Annotated in this window: 14 protein-coding genes; 9 read left to right on the top strand and 5 right to left on the bottom strand. The window is 74.0% G+C overall.

All coding sequences use genetic code 11. The annotated features are described in order from the left end of the window. Positions 1–672: 672 nt before the first annotated feature. Genes EAD96_RS23640 through EAD96_RS23650 form a run of 3 tightly spaced genes read left to right on the top strand, consistent with a single transcriptional unit; the run spans position 673 to position 3,259 of the window. The gene (locus EAD96_RS23640; RefSeq protein ID WP_121685817.1) at positions 673–2,349 is read left to right on the top strand and encodes an AMP-binding protein; all 1,677 of its coding nucleotides are present in this window, start codon (positions 673–675) and stop codon (positions 2,347–2,349) included. After that, the gene (locus tag EAD96_RS23645) at positions 2,339–2,593 is read left to right on the top strand and encodes a glutaredoxin family protein (RefSeq protein WP_013288752.1); all 255 of its coding nucleotides are present in this window, start codon (positions 2,339–2,341) and stop codon (positions 2,591–2,593) included. The genes EAD96_RS23640 and EAD96_RS23645 overlap by 11 nt, the downstream gene beginning before the upstream one ends. Before the next feature lie 24 nt (positions 2,594–2,617). Further along, entirely contained in the window at positions 2,618–3,259 is a 642-nt protein-coding gene (locus tag EAD96_RS23650) for an HAD family hydrolase (RefSeq protein ID WP_120572971.1), read from the top strand. A gap of 9 nt (positions 3,260–3,268) precedes the next feature. Here EAD96_RS23650 and EAD96_RS23655 read toward each other — a convergent pair whose 3' ends face one another. Both EAD96_RS23655 and EAD96_RS23660 read right to left on the bottom strand, forming a co-directional pair. Next, a complete protein-coding gene (locus tag EAD96_RS23655) occupies positions 3,269–3,925 on the bottom strand; it encodes a response regulator transcription factor (RefSeq protein ID WP_120572972.1) in 657 nt (218 codons plus the stop codon). 102 nt (positions 3,926–4,027) lie between these two features. Next, complete coding sequence (locus EAD96_RS23660) at positions 4,028–5,332, bottom strand: sensor histidine kinase (RefSeq protein WP_121685818.1); 1,305 nt, start codon at positions 5,330–5,332, stop codon at positions 4,028–4,030. Between the two features lie 389 nt (positions 5,333–5,721). On the opposite strand from EAD96_RS23660, the gene EAD96_RS23665 reads away from it, so the two are divergent. The 6 genes from EAD96_RS23665 (at position 5,722) to EAD96_RS23690 (ending at position 12,524) form a co-directional block, all read left to right on the top strand. Beyond that, positions 5,722–6,492, top strand: coding sequence for a redox-sensing transcriptional repressor Rex (locus EAD96_RS23665; RefSeq protein ID WP_121685819.1), 771 nt, complete (start codon positions 5,722–5,724; stop codon positions 6,490–6,492). After that, a complete protein-coding gene (locus EAD96_RS23670; RefSeq protein ID WP_120572975.1) occupies positions 6,489–7,862 on the top strand; it encodes a glutamyl-tRNA reductase in 1,374 nt (457 codons plus the stop codon). The genes EAD96_RS23665 and EAD96_RS23670 overlap by 4 nt, the downstream gene beginning before the upstream one ends. Then, positions 7,859–8,845, top strand: a complete 987-nt coding sequence (gene hemC, locus EAD96_RS23675; RefSeq protein ID WP_121685820.1) for a hydroxymethylbilane synthase — start codon at positions 7,859–7,861, stop codon at positions 8,843–8,845. The genes EAD96_RS23670 and hemC overlap by 4 nt, the downstream gene beginning before the upstream one ends. Beyond that, positions 8,842–10,422: a uroporphyrinogen-III synthase gene (locus EAD96_RS23680; protein WP_091426652.1), complete on the top strand. Its 1,581-nt coding sequence runs from the start codon at positions 8,842–8,844 to the stop codon at positions 10,420–10,422. Before hemC ends, EAD96_RS23680 begins: the two co-directional genes overlap by 4 nt. A gap of 13 nt (positions 10,423–10,435) precedes the next feature. Then, positions 10,436–11,419 carry a porphobilinogen synthase gene (hemB, locus tag EAD96_RS23685; RefSeq protein ID WP_121685821.1) on the top strand — a complete coding sequence of 328 codons (984 nt, stop codon included), beginning with the start codon at positions 10,436–10,438 and terminating at the stop codon, positions 11,417–11,419. A 460-nt stretch (positions 11,420–11,879) separates the two neighbouring features. Beyond that, positions 11,880–12,524: a helix-turn-helix transcriptional regulator gene (locus EAD96_RS23690; RefSeq protein ID WP_233586144.1), complete on the top strand. Its 645-nt coding sequence runs from the start codon at positions 11,880–11,882 to the stop codon at positions 12,522–12,524. Between the two features lie 32 nt (positions 12,525–12,556). Here EAD96_RS23690 and EAD96_RS23695 read toward each other — a convergent pair whose 3' ends face one another. The 3 genes from EAD96_RS23695 to EAD96_RS23705 all read right to left on the bottom strand — a co-directional run. After that, positions 12,557–15,829 (bottom strand): lamin tail domain-containing protein, encoded by a 3,273-nt coding sequence (locus tag EAD96_RS23695; RefSeq protein ID WP_121685823.1) that lies wholly within the window; start codon positions 15,827–15,829, stop codon positions 12,557–12,559. A gap of 92 nt (positions 15,830–15,921) precedes the next feature. Then, on the bottom strand, positions 15,922–16,938 hold the full coding sequence (locus EAD96_RS23700) for a GNAT family N-acetyltransferase (RefSeq protein ID WP_120572980.1): 1,017 nt from the start codon (positions 16,936–16,938) through the stop codon (positions 15,922–15,924). 67 nt (positions 16,939–17,005) lie between these two features. Continuing rightward, positions 17,006–18,122 (bottom strand): lytic murein transglycosylase (locus EAD96_RS23705; RefSeq protein WP_121685824.1); only part of this gene is annotated, 1,117 nt, incomplete at its 5' end.

The following is an 18,122-nucleotide window of genomic DNA, read 5'->3' on the forward strand; positions in this document are numbered from 1 at the left end:
CGGCGGCGCCTCGTTCGTGTGGTGCGCGCGGCTGCGTACCCGCCGCCCGTCGCCGCGTACCGCGAGCTGTCCGTCGGCGCCCCGTGGGCCGGGGGGGTCCGCGCGCTCGTTGAGCGGGTTGCGCTGCGTCGGGCCGGTGACGCCGGCCGGTCGTTCGGCGTAACCGAAGGTGGTCACCGCGCCTCCCCAGGCTGAGCGGACAGGGACCGCGCCGGAGGACCGGGTGTCACCCGGTCGGGCACGGCCGGGTCGGGACGTGCCGGCGGGCGGCAGATCCCCTTGAGGTGCTGGTCCAATGCGCTCACGGGCACGGGGGCCTCCTCGGGCTGAGGGGTGTCGACTCACGGCAAATGGGGTGAGCCGACCCGAGTGATGATAGGGCCAACGTCACCCACGCGTGGCAAGTCCGTTACACAGAGCGGAAGTATTTCCCGCCAGGTCGCACACATGGCGGACCCGTTGTCCGTCGTGTGTGGTTGACTTTCGCGCCGGAACCTGGTCCGGAGTGGAAAGTCCTGGTCGGAGCCGATTTTCTTTTCGCTCGGCGTGTCGCGGGAGGGGTGCGGCCGGGTCGACTCCGGCTGCCCGCCCCGGCATCGGTGGAGATCCTCATCCCGTGGTCAGGAATCCCACCGTACGGCAATTGCAGTCCCGTGCGGCGGACCCCACGCGGTGTTCGGGCATGGCCCGGCGGACCCGGCTGTGCCAGACTCAGCCACCGTGCAGGACGCCGCCGAAAGCTCCGCGCCGAACCTCGCCGACCGGCTCCGCGACGCCGCCGCGCAGCGGGGCGACCGGGCCGCGCTGCACTGGCGCGACCGGACGCTGACCTGGTCCGAGCTGGACGACGCGGTCACCGCCACCGCCCGAGCGCTGCTCGCCGACGCGCCACCGGCCGACGGCACCGGCCACCCGCCCCGGGCGGCGATCGCGTTCGGCAACACACCGGACTTCGTGGTCACGTACCTCGCCGCGCTCCGGGCCGGACTGGTGGCCGTACCGGTCAACCCCACGCTCACCGCCCGCGAGCTGCGGCACGTGCTCGCCGACTCCGGTGCCGCCGTGCTGGTCGGCGCGCCCGAGGTGACCGCGCGGGTGGACGCCGCCGAACTGCCCGCGCTGCGTGCCGTGCACACCGCGCCGCCGGTCGCCGGCGACGACCCACCGTCTCGGTTCCCGGCCCGCTCCGGTGACGACCTGGCCGTCCTGCTCTACACCTCCGGCACCGAGGGCCGGCCCAAGGGCGCGATGCTGTCGCACCGGGCGCTCGCCGCCAACCACGACCAGGTCGACCGCATCGAACCACCTGTGGTCGGCCCCGACGACGTCGTGCTGCTCGCCCTTCCGCTGTTCCACGCGTACGGGCTGAACTCCGTGCTCGGCGCCGTCGTGCGGCACGGCGCGACAGGAGTGCTCGTCGACGAGCCCGGCCCGGCCGGTGCGCTGGAGGAGATCGCCCGGCACCGGGTCACGGTGCTCGTCGGCGTACCGTCGATGTTCCTGACCTGGGCCGAGGCGGAGCGTGACCCGGCTGCGGCGCTCGCCTCCGTGCGCGTCGCGGTGTGCGGCGCGGCGCCGCTGCCCCTCGCGGCCGGCGCGCGTTTCACCGAGCTGACCGGGCACCCGGTGCACGTCGGCTACGGGCTCACCGAGACCGCGCCGGTGCTCACCTCGACGCTCGTCGGCGGCGAGCCGAAACCGGGCTCGATCGGCCGCCCGCTGCCCGGCGTCGGGCTGCGCCTGACCGGGTCCGACGGCGCCGAGCTGTGGCGCGACGGGGTGCCCGCCGACGCCCCCGACGAGGACGAGATGGAGCTGTCCGACGAGCCGGGCGGCACCGACCCCGGGCAGATCGTGGTGCGCGGACCGAACCTGTTCGACGGTTACTGGCCGGACGGGCGGGGCGGGCCGGACCCGGACGGCTGGTGGGCCACCGGTGACGTGGCGTACGCCGACGCCGACGGCGACCTGTTCCTGGTCGACCGCCTCGGCGAGCTGATCCTGGTCAACGGCTTCAACGTCTACCCGCACGAGGTGGAGCTGGTGCTCCAGGCGCACCCCGGGGTGGCCGAGTCGGCCGTCCTGGGCGTGCCGCACCCGCGGACCGGCGAGACTGTGCGGGCGTACGTGGTCCGGGCGGCCGGCCCGCCGGTGACGGCGGAGGAACTGCTCGCCCACTGCGCGCGTAACCTGGCCCGGTTCAAGTGCCCGACCGCCGTCGAGTTCGTCGACAGCCTGCCGTACTCGGCGATCGGGAAGGTACGCAAGACGGAACTGCGCCCGGCGCCCGCGGTGCCGTCGCCGGCGTCGCCGACCGAGATCCGCACGGAGGTATCCGATGTCCAGTGACCCGAGGCTCATCCTGATCACCCGGCCCGGCTGCCACCTGTGCGACGACGCGAAGGCCGCGCTCGACCGGGTGGTGGCGGTCACCGGCGACCGCTGGGTCGAGCGGGACGTGACCGGGGACCTGGAGATGGAGCGCGACTACGGCGACCGGCTGCCGGTGGTGCTGCTCGACGGCAAGGAGCACGGCTACTGGCGGGTCGAGGAGGACCGGCTGCTGCGCGATCTGACCACGCCGCAGCTCTAGCACTATGGTGCTCGGGTGACGGGTATGCGACGCCACCTCGTGTGGGACTGGAACGGAACGCTCCTCGACGACCTCGACCTGGTGGTCCAGGCCACGAACGTCGCCTTCGCCAGCGCCGGCGGGCCGGCGGTCACCGCGGCCGAGCACCGGGTACGGTTCCGGCGGCCGATCGCCGACTACTACGCCGAGATGCTCGGCCGGGCCGTGGACGCCGAGGCGTTCGGGACGCTCGACCGGGTCTTCCACGACGCGTACCGGGCCGGGCTGACCACCTGCGCCCTGGCCGCCGACGCCACCGCCGCGATCGAGTCCTGGGAGGGCAGCCAGTCGCTGCTGTCCATGTGGTTCCACGACGAGCTGGTGCCGACCGTGCACACGTACGGGCTGACGCCGCACTTCCGCCGGGTGGACGGGCTGCGCGCCACAGTCGGCGGCGGGCGCAAGGCCGAGTGGCTGGAGAAGCACCTGGCCGAGCTGGGGCTGGGCGGGCACGAGGTGGTGCTGATCGGCGACTCGCTCGACGACGCCGACGCGGCCGCCTCGGTCGGTGCCCGCTGCGTCCTCTACACCGGTGGCCTGTCCGACCCGGACCGGCTGCGTGGCAGCGGCCACCCGGCCGCCGACACGCTCACCGAGGCGGTGACACTGGCCCGCACGCTCGCCTGACCCGCCCGGTCAGGCGCGCAGGTGGGCCAGGACGGCCAGGACGCGGCGGTGGTGGGTGGTCGCGTCCGGGGGCAGGTCGAGCTTGGTGAAGATGTTGCGGACGTGCTTCTCGACCGCGCCGTCGCTGACCACGAGCGTCCGGGCGATGGCGGTGTTCGAGCGGCCCTCGGCCATCAGCGCCAGCACCTCGCGCTCGCGCGGCGTCAGCGACGCCAGCGGGTCGTCGCGCCGTCGCCGGACCAGCAACTGGCTGATCACCTCCGGGTCGAGCACGGTGCCGCCGGCCGCCACCCGGGCCAGGCCGTCCAGGAACTCGTCGATCGCCGCGACCCGGTCCTTGAGCAGGTAGCCGATCCCGCCGCCGGCTCCGCCCGCGGTGTCCAGCAGGTCGTCGGCGTACGACACCTCGACGTACTGGGAGAGCACCAGGATCGGCGTACCGGGCACCCGGCGGCGGGCCTCCACCGAGGCGCGCAGTCCCTCGTCGGTGTGTGACGGCGGCATCCGCACGTCCACCACCGAGACGTCGGGCCGGTGCGCCACCACCGCCTCGACCAGCGCGTCACCGTCACCGACGGCCGCCACCACCTCGTGCCCGTACTCGGTCAGCAGCCGGACCAGCCCCTCCCGGAGCAGTACGGCGTCGTCCGCGATCACCACCCGCATGGGTCCGGTGTCTATCACGCCCGGACCCCGTGCCGGCCCGGCGGCCCGGATCCCGGGCGCGCCACGCCACCGCGCGACGGCCCGGAGTCCGGGCGAACCGGGTCACCTCGGCAGTTCGGCGTGGATCCGGGTCGGCCCGCCGGCCGGGCTGTCCACCTCCAAGGTGCCGCCCGCCGCCCGGACCCGGTCGGCGATGCCACTGAGGCCGTGCCCCTTGGCCAGGTGCGCGCCGCCGGCCCCGTCGTCGATGACGGTGATCTCCAGCCGGCCCACCTTCCGGGTGACCTCCACCCGGCAGGCGGTCGCCCGGCTGTGCTTCGAGACGTTCGTCAGGGCCTCGGCCACCACGAAGTACGCGGTGCTCTCCAGCCCCGGGTCGAGCCGCCCGGCGGCGGTGCCCAGGTCGTCGTCCACGGCCAGCTCGGTGGGTACCAGGGCGCGGGCGGCGAGCGCGGCGAGCGCGCTGGGCAGGCCCCGGTCGACAAGGATCGGCGGCGCGATGCCCCGGGACAGGGCACGCAGCTCGTCCAGCGTCTCCCGGGTCTGCGCGACCGCCTCGTCGAGCGTCTGCCGGGCCGCCTCCGGGTCGGCGGCGAGCTGGTGGCGGGCCCGGCCGAGGTCCATGGCGAGCCGGACCAGCCGCTGCTGCGGGCCGTCGTGGATGTCGCGCTCCAGCCGGCGCAGCGCGACCGCCTCGGCCGAGGCGGCGGCCCGCTTCTGCTCCTCCAGCGTGACGATCCGCTGCCGCATCTCGGCCACGCCGGTGAGCAGCGAGTACGCCAGCCCGGCCTGGAGCCGGGCGCAGCCGCGCGCCACCAGCGGGAGGGTGAACAGGGCGAACAGCCCGATCGCGGTGTTCAGGGTGATCCGCGCGCCGGCGCCGTCGCCCATCCCGAGGAGCTGGCTCAGGTCCTGCTCGCCCGGCCCGCGCGGGATGGCCCAGTCGTAGGTGATGTAGAGCGTGCCGCCCAGGGCCAGCACCCACCAGACCACCAGCAGCACGAACGTGGGCACCGCCACGAGCAGCCGGACGAAGGCGTGCAGCAGGTCGAGCCACGACTGCGCGTCCCGGATCGGGGTGAACACCCGGCGCCAGAACCCGGCGCCCGGCTCCGGCCTGCGGTAGACGGGGCGTACCCGGGGCCGGTCCAGCACCCCGGCGAGCCGGAGCCGCTCGATGTCGGCCAGCCCGCGGGCCGCGTAGAGGAAGCCGGCGAGGATCGGCAGGCCGAGCGTGATCACCAGCAGCCCGGCGCTGAGTGAGATCCCCACCACTGCCAGCACGAAGCTGACGAGCGCCAGCGGGAAGCCCACCAGTACGTAGGTGGTGTCGCGGCCGAGGCGGCGCAGGAGGCCCCGGACGGGAGACAGCGGAGTGGGCGCGGTGGCGAGTGGTACGGCGGTCATGGTTCGAGGCTATGGGCGCGCGGCCCGCCCACCCATCCCGCACGCTGGCCTTTCGGGGGTGGGGTTGTCCCTACTGAAAACGTGAGACTCGCCTCGCCGCGCCGGTCACGGAGCGCTACGGGCCCCGCGCGATTGGTCAGGGAAGTCTGGATTGAGCAATAATCGCCACGCGCCGCCGAGAGACGCGGTTGATCGATCTTGCGGGAATGGAGGGGCAGGTGAAGGCGCGTCGCGAGCTTTCAAGATCGCGATTTGTGCACCCCTTCACAAACACCTACTCTGTAGTTCCGACGCGCCCTGCTAGCACAGCCGGCAATCTCGGTCGCCAGCGGGAGTCCCGAAACGACCGGCCCCCGTCGCTGGTCGAGGATCGCACCGCACGGAGTCTCATGAGCCAGCACCGTCAACCAGGCGCGCCCGGTCGCACCGGTGCCGTACCGGCGCTTCCGGACCTGCCCGAGGCGACCGTGTCGCGGCTCCCGGAATACCTGCGTGCGCTGCACGCGCTCGCCGACGCCGGGCACGAGACGGTGTCCAGCGAGGGCCTGGCCAACGCCGCCGGCGTCAACTCCGCGAAGCTCCGCAAGGACCTGTCCCACCTCGGCTCGTACGGCACCCGGGGCGTCGGCTACGACGTGGCGCTGCTGGTCGACCAGATCTCCGAGGTGCTCGGGCTCACCCAGTGCCGGACCGTCGCGCTCGTCGGCGTGGGTAATCTCGGTCACGCCCTGGCCGGCTACGACGGCTTCGCCAACCGCGGATTCCGCATCGCCGCGCTGCTCGACGCCGACCGGTCCCGCGTCGGCGAACAGATCAACGGCCTGGTCGTACGGCACGTCGACGAGCTGCCGCAGATCGTCGCCGAGGAGTCGATCTCGATCGGCGTCATCGCCACCCCCGCCCCCGCCGCCCAGGCGGTCGCCGACCAGTTGGTCGCCGTCGGCGTGACGAGCATCCTCAACTTCGCACCGTGCGTACTCTCGGTTCCGGACGGGGTCGACGTGCGCAAGGTCGACCTCGCCATCGAGCTGCAGATCCTGTCCTTCCACGAGCACCGCAAGGCATCGCTGACCGCGCTCCCCGCCACCGGCGGGTCCGCCCTCACCGCCCTGCCCGGCGGACTCGCGGCCACCGACACCCAGGAGGCGATCGGCACGTGAAACTGCTCGTCGTCGGCGCGTCCTACCGCACCGCCCCGGTCGCCACCCTGGAACAGCTGGCCGTCCCGCCCGCCGATCTCACCCGCACGCTCGACCGCCTGATCGCCCAGCCGTACGTCGCCGAGGCCGTCCTGGTCTCCACCTGCAACCGGGTGGAGGTCTACGCCGCCGTCTCCGGGTTCCACGGCGGACTCGGCGACATCTGCGCGGTCCTGGCCGACCAGGCCGGCTGCCAGCCGGCGGCGCTCGCCCCGCACCTCTACGTGCACTACGACGCCGCCGCCGTGGACCACGTCTTCCGGGTGGCCGCCGGGCTCGACTCGATGGTGGTGGGCGAGGCGCAGATCCTCGGCCAGCTCCGCGACGCCTACCACTCCGCCGGTGGCGCCGACTCGGCCGGCCGGCTGCTGCACGAGCTGATGCAGCAGGCGCTGCGGGTCGGCAAGCGCGCGCACGCCGAGACCAACATCGACCGGGCCGGGCAGAGCGTCGTCACCGCCGCCCTCGACCTCGCCGCCGAGCTGCTCGACGGTGACCTGGCCGGCCGGCCCGCGATGGTGGTCGGCGCGGGCGCGATGGGCTCGCTGGGCGTGGCCACGCTGTCCCGGCTGGGCGCCGGCCCGCTCACCGTGACCAACCGGGGCGCCGCCCGTGCCGTCCGGCTCGCCGAGTCGTACGGCGCGTCCGCCGTGCCGATGGCCGAGCTGATCACCGCGCTCGCCGACGTCGACGTCGTGGTCGCCGCCACCGCCGCCACCGAGCCGGTGCTCACCCGTGACGTCGTGACCCGGGCGCTGGCCCGCAGGGACGCCGACCGCGGGCCGCTGGTCCTGCTCGACCTGGCCGTCCCGCGTGACGTCGAGCCCGGCGTCGCCGAGCTGCCCGGCGTCGAGGTGATCGACATCGACCGGATGGCCGCCGTCCTCGCCGACGGACCGGCCGCGGCCGACGCCGCCGAGGTGGCCCGGATCGTGGCCGGCGAGGTCGAGGCGTTCCTGAGCTGGCTGCGCGGCGCCGACGTCGCGCCGACGGTGGCCGCCCTGCGCGGCCGGGCCGAGGACGTCGTCACCGCCGAGCTGCGCCGGCTCGGCCAGCGCCGACCCGACCTCAGCGACGACCAGCGCGCCGAGGTCGCCCGCACCGTGCACCGGGTCGTGCAGCGGCTGCTGCACCAGCCGACCGTACGGGTCCGCCAGCTCGCCGCCGAGCCCGGCGGCGACCAGTACGCGGCGCTGCTGCGCGAACTGTTCGACCTGGACGTTCCGCAGACGTCCCCGGTCGACACCGTTCCCGACGTGGTCGCCACCGACTCCGACGGCCGGTCGTCGTTCGACGCCGCCGACGTCCCGCCCACCGGAGGTGCGCGATGACCGCCCCCCTTCGCCTCGGTACCCGGGGCAGCGCCCTGGCGATGGCCCAGTCCGGCCACGTCGCCGAGGCCCTCACCGCGGCCACCGGCCGACCGGTCGAGCTGGTCGAGGTGGTGACCGCCGGCGACAGGTCCACCGCCCCGGTGCAGCGGCTCGGCGTCGGTGTGTTCGTCTCCGCGCTGCGCGACGCGCTGACCGCCGGCGAGATCGACTTCGCCGTCCACTCGTACAAGGACCTGCCCACCGCGGCGGCGCCCGGCCTGCACGTCGCGGCCGTACCGCCCCGGCAGGACCCGCGCGACGCGCTGGTGGCGACGAACGGCCGTACGCTCGCCGAGCTGCCGCCCGGCGCCCGCGTCGGCACCGGCGCGCTGCGCCGGATCGCCCAGCTGCACGCGCTGGGCATGCAGTTGGAGGTCACCCCGATCCGGGGCAACGTCGACACCCGGCTCGGCCGGGTGCTCGGCCCGGACGCCGACCTCGACGCCGTCGTGCTGGCCCGCGCCGGGCTCAACCGGATCGGCCGCGCCGACGTCATCACCGAGACGCTCGACCCGATGCTCATGCTGCCCGCGCCCGCCCAGGGTGCGCTGGCCGTCGAGTGCCGGGCCGACGGCCAGGACGTGATCGAGCTGCTCGCGCTGCTCGACCACGCACCGTCCCGTGCCGCGATCGTCGCGGAACGGGCGCTGCTGGCCACCCTGGAGGCAGGATGCAGCGCACCCGTGGCCGCGTACGCCGTCCTCGCCGAAGGTGAGCCCACCGACGAGGGCGACGTCAATCAGGAGATCTACCTGCGCGGTGCGGTGATCAGCCCGGACGGTTCGCGTGACCTCCGGCTGTCCCGCACCGGAACGCCCGCCGACGCGGCGGAGATCGGCAAGGCACTCGCCGCCGAACTCCTCGAACTCGGCGCCGACTCGATCCTCGGCCAGGACGCACAGGCCGGCCCGGGGACCCAGCAACTTGGGAGCACAGAATGACCCGCACCCGTAAGCCCGTAGGCCAGATCGCATTCGTCGGGGCCGGTCCCGGCGACCCGGGCCTGCTGACCCGCCGGGCGCTGGACGCCCTGGTCGACGCCGACCAGGTGGTCTACGACCGGGGCGTACCCGAGTCGCTCCTGGCGCACGTCCGCGCCCAGGCCCGGCCCGACGCCGAGTTCAGCCCCGCCGAGGGCGTACCGGGGGACGTGGCGAAGGTGCTGATCTCCGCGGCCCGGGCCGGGCAGAACGCCGTGCACCTGGTCGCCGGTGACCCGTTCGGCCACGACTCGGTGGTCAAGGAGGTGCAGGCGGTCGCCCGTACCGCCGCGCACTTCGAGGTGGTGCCGGGCGTCGGCCAGGCCGAGGGCGTCGCCACCTACGCGGGTGTCCCGCTGCCGGGCGTACGCACCGCCGCCGACGTCGAGGACGTCACCGCGCTGGACTTCGAGGCGCTCGCCACGGCCGTGGGCCGGGGTTCGCTGGCGCTCGCGGTGGACGCCGGTGACCTGGCCGCCGTCCGGGACGGCCTGCTGGCCGCCGGGGTCGACGGCACCACAGCGGTCGGGGTGACCGGCGACGGCACCGGCGAGACGCAGTACACCACCACGTCGAGCGTGGACTCGTTCGTCGCGGCGGCGCTCGGCTTCACCGGCCGGGTGGTGCTCACCGTCGGCGCGGCCGTCACCGACCGCGACAAGCTGAGCTGGTGGGAGAACCGCCCGCTGTACGGCTGGAAGGTGCTGGTGCCCCGCACCAAGGAGCAGGCGGGCGTGATGAGCGCACGGCTGCGCGCCTACGGGGCGATCCCGTGCGAGGTGCCGACCATCGCGGTCGAGCCGCCGCGCACCCCGGCGCAGATGGAGCGGGCGGTCAAGGGCCTGGTCGACGGCCGGTACGCCTGGGTCATCTTCACCTCGGTGAACGCGGTCCGGGCGGTGTGGGAGAAGTTCGCCGAGCACGGCCTCGACGCCCGCCACTTCGGCGGCGTGAAGATCGCCTGCATCGGTGACGCCACCGCCGAGGCGGTCCGCGCCTTCGGCATCCAGCCCGAGCTGATCCCGTCCGGGGAGCAGTCCTCCGAGGGCCTGCTGGCCGAGTTCTCGCCGCACGACGAGATCCTCGACCCGGTCGGCCGGGTGCTGCTGCCGCGCGCCGACATCGCCACCGAGACCCTGGCCGCCGGCCTGACCGAGCGGGGCTGGGAGGTCGACGACGTGACCGCGTACCGGACCGTGCGCGCGGCGCCGCCGCCCGCCGAGATCCGCGACGCGATCAAGTCGGGCGGGTTCGACGCGGTGCTGTTCACCTCGTCGTCCACGGTGCGGAACCTCGTCGGTATCGCCGGGAAGCCGCACGCGCGGACCGTTGTTGCAGTGATCGGGCCCAAGACGGCGGAGACCGCGACCGAGTTCGGCCTGCGCGTCGACGTGCAGCCGCCGCACGCCTCGGTCCCCGACCTGGTGGAGGCGCTCGCCGCCTACGCCGTCGAGCTGCGGGAGAAGCTCGCCGCCATGCCGGCGAAGCAGCGCCGGGGCTCGAAGGTGCAGGGCCCGACCGCCCTGCGGTTCCGCTGACAGGAGGCCCGTCATGCCGTACCCCGAGATCCGGCCCCGCCGGCTGCGTAGCAACGCGGCCGTGCGGCGGCTGGTCTCCGAGACCCGCGTCGACCCGGCCGAACTGGTCGTGCCGATGTTCGTCAAGGAGGGGCTGACCGAGCCGCGGGCCATCGCGTCGCTCCCGGGGGTACTCCAGCACTCCCGGGACTCGCTGCGCAAGGCCGCCGCGGAGGCGGTCCAGGCCGGGGTCGGCGGGATCATGCTGTTCGGGGTGCCGGCGACGCGGGACGAGACCGGCTCCGGTGGCGTCGACCCGGCCGGCGTGCTCAACACGGCGATCCGGGACGTGATCGCCGAGGTCGGCGACTCGACTGTGGTGATGAGCGACCTGTGCCTGGACGAGTTCACCTCGCACGGGCACTGCGGCCTGCTCACCCCGGACGGCGGGGTCGACAACGACGCCACGCTCGCCGCGTACGCCGACATGGCGGTGGCCCAGGCCGCCGCCGGGGTCCACGTGGTCGGGCCGTCCGGGATGATGGACGGCCAGGTCGGCGTGGTCCGCAAGGCGCTCGACGCCGCCGGGCACCAGGACGTCTCGGTGCTCGCGTACGCGGTGAAGTACGCCTCCGCCTTCTACGGCCCGTTCCGCGACGCGGTGGAGTCGGCGCTGGAGGGGGACCGGCGCACCTACCAGCAGGACCCGGCGAACCTGCGCGAGTCGCTGCGCGAGGTCGAGCTGGACGTGGCCGAGGGCGCCGACATGGCCATGGTCAAGCCGGCGCTGCCCTACCTCGACGTGGTGTCGGCGGTCCGGGCCGCGGTGAACGTCCCGGTCGCCGCCTACCAGGTCTCCGGCGAGTACGCGATGGTCGAGGCCGCCGCCGCGAACGGCTGGATCGACCGCGAGCGCGTGATGCTGGAGACGCTCACCTCGATCCGCCGGGCCGGCGCCCAGATCATCCTCACCTACTGGGCCGTCGAGGCCGCCCAGCTTCTGCGCGAGCGCTACTGACCGACGCTCGCCCGATGCTCGCCCGACGTCGCTCGCGCTGCCGGCACGTCGGCGGCGGACTCACCCTGACACGCGCTGTCAGCGACGGTTGTCCACAGCCAGGCCGGTCACTCAGCGCAACGTTCGGGGCTGCGGGCTGCTTCACCTCTGGCCCACTTTGCTCTGCACCCATGGGCGCAACTGTCACGAAGCGTGAGTGCTGCCTCGATGGCTGCAGAGCAAAGTCTGCCGAGGTGGTTCCTGCTGCCGCCGCCGTCTTAGAGATTCTGTCCGCTTAAGTCGCATTTATCGGTCGGTTTGGATTGCCGGCTTCCGCGCTGTACCTAACGCTGAGTGAAAGTCACGCTCTGTGTGAGTCGGCGGTTGGCGCCGGGCAGGGCTGGACGCCGTCTGCCCGGTTATCCACAGGAGCCGGGCGCGGGGTTGCCGGGCCAGGGCGGACGGCGGGACCGTGGGCGGCGTGACAGACATCGCCGACACCGGGCCGGAAGCCGCTCCCGCCAACGGCACCGCACGCGCGGTGTCCGCCGCCACCGGCGCCGATCCCGGCGCCGATCCCGGCGCTACCGCAGCGACGGCGGAAGACGGCGGGCCGGCACTGCTCACCGAGCCGTTCGACGTGCCGTTCCCGGCACCGGGGATCGTCCGTGCGGTGCGTCGCCGGGCCGACACCAGCCAACGTGAGCTGGCCCGGTTCGCCCGGGTGCATCCGAGCACGATCGGGCGGATCGAGGCGGGCAGCCTGACGCCGAGCCTGGCCATGCTGTCCCGCATCGTCGGCACGGCCGGCTTCCGGCTCGTGGTCGTCGACGAGGCCGGCCGGGTGCTCAAGCCGATGCGGGACCGGGCCGACCTGCGCGACGGCGCGGAGCGGCGGTACCCGTCCCACCTCGACATCGTCACCGACCCGGAGCCGGGGGAGTGGTGGGCCGACCGGTACGGGCTGGCCCGCCCGCCGGAGACCTTCTACCGCAATCGGGAGGTCCGGGACTGGCTGCGCCGCCGCAGCCAGTGGGAGGTGCGGGTGGCCAAGTACCGGAGCGTGCCGCCCCCGCCCGACCCGCAGCGGTGCGGATACCGCGGCGGCCCGCCGATCCGCCCATGAGCGAATCGACGGGCCGCCGCGCGGAACGCCGCTCAGTCGTCGTTCAGGATCGTCCCGACGCCGGACGGGTCGGCGAGCCGCAGGCCCGGCACACCCGCCACGTACAGCGTGAGCTTCTCGTCCGCCTCGCGCTTGCGGTCACCGCGCACGGTGACCGGGAACGTCAGCGAGGTCCGGCCCGCGGCCAGCACCCGGCAGCCCACGTACGGGTCGTAGTCCGACCCGGCCTGAGCTGTGGTGCCGTACGTGGTCGCGCAGATCAGGGCCGGCTCGGAGAGCGGGCGGGACACGGTGACGGTGAACGTCATCGCGCTGGTGCCCTTGTCGCCCTCGGCGACCGAGGTGTCCGCGACCCGCAGCGAGGCGCGCGACCGGAACCGGGCCACCTGCGGGTCGTGGTCGCTGGCTCCCCGGTCGCCCAGCTCCGGCGCGTCGGTGGGGTAGTCGGCGTTGATGTGCGCCGTCCGCACCTGCACCAGGTCGTCGTGCATCGGGTCGTTCACGAACAGGTTGTCCAGCGTCTGCGCCTGACCGCTGAAGGTGTACGAGTACGCCGACGCGGGCGCGTCCGCCACCAGGTCGTCCCAGAGGTTGTGCAGCCCGGCCTCGTACAGCGGGGCGAGCTGGTCCGACGGGGTCGGGTTCTGGGCGGTGGCGATCGGGTCGTCCGGGCGGGGGAAGACGTTCAGGTCGCCGCCGTACACCACGCGGGCGTTCGGGTCGCTCGTCTCGACCGCCTGGACGATCGCCGCCCCGTACGCGGCCTGCTCGCGGCGCTGCCCGACCCGGCTGTCCGGCCCGGACGAGAAGTGGTTCGCGACCGCCCAGAGCGTGAACCGCTCGGTCGACCCGGGGCCGGCCTTCACGGTGAACCGGGCCACCTGCGCCGCGCGGGTGTAGACGTTGCTGCCGTCCACGCCGGTCGACCGGTCCACGTCGGCCGGCAGCACCGCGTTGAACGCCTTCGGGTTCTGCACGTCGGTGTTGGACGGCAGCGCCGCCGAGCGGTACTGGACCGTCGGGGCGGAGCCCAGCAGCGGGTCCGCGGCGGTCGCCTCGGCGAGCGTGAGCCGGTCGGTCCGGTAGAGGAACGCCGAGGCGATGCCCCGGGCGTCCGCGCCGGTCCGGTCGTACGCGGCGGCGTACGCCGGGCCGCCGTTCGCCGCGATGGTCAGTGCCAGCTCCTGCACGGTGTCCGGCGCGCCGTCGGCGTTGTTGGTGTCGCCGCAGGCCAGAGCGCGGTCGACCACCGAGCAGATGTCCTGGTCCTCGGCCTCCTGCACCAGGATCAGATCCGGGCTGTGCAGCGAGTCGACGATCTGACGGGCCTGCACGGCCAGCCGGGCGGCGTACGCCTCGGGGCTCGCCGGCACGTAGTCGAACGGCGGGCTGACCCCGGGGCACCCGGTGTTGCCGGCGAAGTCGCAGCCGTCGAACGGGTCGTCCCGGTAGTCGTACAGGTTCTCCACGTTGTACGTGGCGATCGCGACCTCGCTGCCGCGGTCGGCGGGCTGCGGCGGGTGGTTCGCGGCCGGGTCGGCGCCGCCGGTCAGGGTGAGCTGCTCCGGCTGCACGCTGTACTTGCTGAACGCGTACGAGACGGAGCCGTAGGCGTCCTCGGTGAGCGTGTCGAACGTGCGCGCCTCGGGCAGCAGCGCCCGGGAGTCACCGGCGGTCGCCTTCACGCCGCCGGCACCCAGCAGGATGCGCTGGTTGTTGCCGTTGTCGAACAGCGTGCCGGGGATGTCGTCGAGCGGGTGCGCGTCCCGGAACACCCGGCGGGCGTACGGGTCGGACCGCTTCATCACCGGGTCCTCGCGGTCCAGCACGTAGATCTCGGAGTCGGCGGTGGAGGAGTAGATGTGCCGGGGCGCCGAGACGCCGCTGCCGGCGCGTACCCGCATCCGCTCGCCCTCGTGCCGCTCCCAGAACAGGTCGGCGGCGGCCGCCTCGGCCGGCGGGACCGCGTCGTCGACCCGGACCGCGGTGTCCACGTCGAGGCCGGAGTCCAGCTTGCGGACCAGCGAGGCACCGGAGAGCTGGGTCTGGTTGAAGTACTCGGAGACCCGGCCGCGCAGCACGACCTCGTCGCCGACGGTCGGGGCGTACCCGCCGATCAGCGTGGTGAACGAGCCCATGAAGACGAACAGCCCGTCGGAGGTCAGCGGATCGCCGTCCTCGGTGCCGAGCCGGCTCTGGAGGTAGAAGCCCCACTGGTCGGCCCCGGCCGAGCTGCGGGTCAGCGACATGCCGGTGATGACGCCGCGCACGTCGTACAGCGTGGAGCTGGTGCCGTTGCCGCTGGCCGGTGCGAGCGGCGACCGGTCGGTGCGGCCGTCCTCGTCGCCGGCGGTGCGGCCCTGCACCTCACCGATCGACAGCACGCTGGTGGCCTGCACGGTGAGCGTGCAGGTGGCGGTGCCGCCCTCGGCGTCGGTGGAGGTCACGGTGACCGCGTAGCTGCCGGCCGGCAGGCCGGTGGCGGTGACCGTCGCGGTGGCCGTGTCACCGTTCCCGGCCGCCGGGGTGAACGCGGTACGGCTGATCGAGCCGCTCGCCGGCACCGGCACCACCGAGGTGACCGCCAGGTCGGTGACCGTGTCGTCGGCATCGGTCGCGGTGACCTCGCGGGTCGCCGTGGCGCCCGCCGACAGCGTCAGCGCCCCGCCGCAGGCCAGGGTGGGCGGCTGGTCGACCGGGCCGCCTCCGCCGACGGTGTGGCTGCCCAGCCCGTCGAACGTGTCGGTGGCGAAGCCGGCCCACTGCGCGGCCGGGTCGAACGCGTCCGCCGGGTCGGTGTCGCCGGCGGTCACCGAGGGCAGCCGGCGCAGCGTGTTGTCCGCAGTGCTGGTGAGCCCGCTGCCCCACTCGCTGCCCGGGTCGACGCCGACCTGGCCGAGGGAGTCGACCACCGCGTCGCCCTTGCGCAGCACGATCGCGTCGTCGCCGTTGAACAGCGAGCCGGAGTACGTCTGGTCGGCCTGGGCGAGGATCGCCGGCGCGGCCGCCGCGGCGGCGAAGACGAACACGTCACCGGCCGCGACGGTGCCGGTCAGGGCCACGTTCGTCGAGGTGGTGGCACCGTTGAAGAAGAGCTGGAGCTGGTAGCCGCCGGTCGCCAGGTCGATCGGGGCGCCGGTGCCGTTGTACAGCTCGACGGCCTTGTTGTTGGACGACCCCTCGACGTATTCGGAGATGAACAGGTCGGTGGGCGCGGCGCTGGCCGCGGTGGGTGCGACAGCGATCGCCGTGAGGGTGACGGCGGCGGTGGTCGCGAGCGCGGCGAGGGTGCGGCGCGGGCGCATGGGGCCTCCACGATGGGTGGACAGGAACTAACGAACGTTAAGGCTCTGGTGGGTGCACCGTCCAGCCCCTTCGATGGCCGGCCGGTGAACGCTCAGCGGTGACTGTCCAGCCGGTGCACCAGCTCGGCCACGTCCACACCGTATTCGCACCAGTCGCGGTCGGGGCGGTAGCCCAGCTCGGCGTTGACCTTCAGCATCGACTCGTTGTCCTGCGCGTTCCAGGTCTGCACCTCGGCCACCTCGGGCTCGGCCGAGCGCAGCTCCAGCAGCATCCGCGCCTTGATGGCCCGGTCGATGCCGTAGCCGCGGTGGTCGTGGACGACGATCGTGTCGTACTGGTCGGCCCGGGTCGGGTGCTGCGCCGGCACCACCACCTCGGTCAACCCGGCCACCTCGCCGGTCTGCTCGTGCAGTGCCAGCACGATGTACGGCTTCATGCCGCGCCGGTGCAGCGTGGCGAGGCTGTCGCGCAGCCGGTCCGGGTCGTAGGAGCTGGGCCGCAGCTCCACGTCGTCGGAGTCACGCACCTCGGCCTTGGCCCGCGCGTACGCCTCGATGAGCTCGTCCGGCGGGCCACCCGGCCAGAACTCCACGCGGTAGCCCGCGCCGACCTCGGCGGCCATCTCGGTGAGCGCCGGCCAGTCCACCGTGCGCAGGTCGAGCACGCTGCGGGTCTCCACGTAGTCGCGGGTGAAGCCCAGCGACTCGTAGAACCCCACGGCCGGGGTGTCGCCGACCACCTCCACGCCGATCGACTGGAAGCCCTCGTCCCAGACCCGGCGGGCGGCCACCCGCACCAGCTCGCGGCCGATGCCGCTGCGCCGGATCGACGGGTGCACCAGCACCTCGAGCACGCCGATCCCGCCGAGCAGCAGCACGTGCACATGCCCGAGGATCGCACCGGGCGTGCCGTCCGGGGCGTCGTCGTCCTGCGCGACCCACGAGATCCGCCGCTCGCCGGGCATCACCTCGGACAGATACTCCCGCATGGAGCTCTCCCGCCATGGCGGATCCTGCGGCAGATCGGCCGCCAGGACCGCGTTCAGCGTGTCCAGCAGGGACGCGATCTCGGCGGACGACGCGGTCCTGGGATCCCACTCGCGCACCATCACCCGTCTAGCTTGCCGTCAACGGCAGCCGGGGGGAAGGGTTCAGTCCGCGAATGTACGCGAGCCGTCACCTCACGTTGCGGCTGAGCCTGCCGTACTCGTCGGCCTTGTCGAAGACGTCCTGGGCGTACCGACGCACATCGTTGTAGGAGAGGATGGCGCCCCACCAGTCGCCCGGGATGGTCATGTTCCGGCCGCCCTTGCACAGGTAGAGCCCGGCGGCCAGCGCCGCGTCGTCGATGTCGTGCGGGTTCTTCACGCCGTCGCCGTCGGCGTCCGCGCCGATCTCCTGCCAGGTGGTCGGGATGAACTGCATCGGGCCGAGCGCCCGGTCGTGGACCCGGTCGCCGTCGAGCGTTCCCTGGTCGGTGTCGAGGATGCGGGACCGGCCGCCCTGCCCGTCGAGCGGCTGCCCCTTGATCTCCGGCAGGGCCCGGCCGTCGGCTTGCAGCGTGGCGCCGTTGGCCGCGCCGTGACGCGACTCGACGTACCCGATCGCGGCCAGCGTGGTCCAGCTCAACTGGCAGGCGCGGTTGGTCTGGGCGAGCACCAGCTCGGCGTAGGCGTACGCCTGGAGCGCCACCGCGGGGATGCCGGTCACCGCGCCGACCCGCTGCGCCCAGCCGGCGAGCGCGTCGGCGGGGCGCCCGGCGGGCAGCACCGGGGCGGTGGTCGCGCCGGGCAGCGGCGTGCCGGTCGGTGCGGCGGTGCCGGGCAGGCCGGTCAGCTCCGGCAGCGGGGGCGTGGCGGGCGCCGCAGCGGTCTGCGGCACGCTCTGCGACGGCGTGGCGTCGGCGACCGGTTCCGGCCGGCCGACCGCCGCCGGCACGATCACCGCACCGGCCGTTGCGGCGGCGGCGACCAGGGCGAGCAGGAACAGCGCGGGCAGCGTGGTGCGCCCGCCGGGCCGCCGGGACCAGGCGCGGGTGGCCCGGGCCGCGCCGGCGGCGAGCTGCCTGGGGCGCGCCCGGACGGCGTGCGCGAACGGCATCCGCCGACGCCGCCCACCGACGGCCGCCGCATCGGCCTTCGCCTCCGGGCCGGAGTCGGTCTGCCGGGGTCCGCTCGCCCCGGACTCGCCGTCCGGCTTCGCACCCGGCTCGGGCTGCGGCTTCTCACCCGGCTCGGGGCCCGCGCCGGCAGCCGCATCCGCGTCGCGGGCCGGGTCGGCGGCCGGCTTCGGG

Source organism: Micromonospora sp. BL1 (assembly GCF_003667485.1).
GTDB classification, from domain to species: Bacteria; Actinomycetota; Actinomycetes; order Mycobacteriales; family Micromonosporaceae; genus Micromonospora; species Micromonospora tulbaghiae.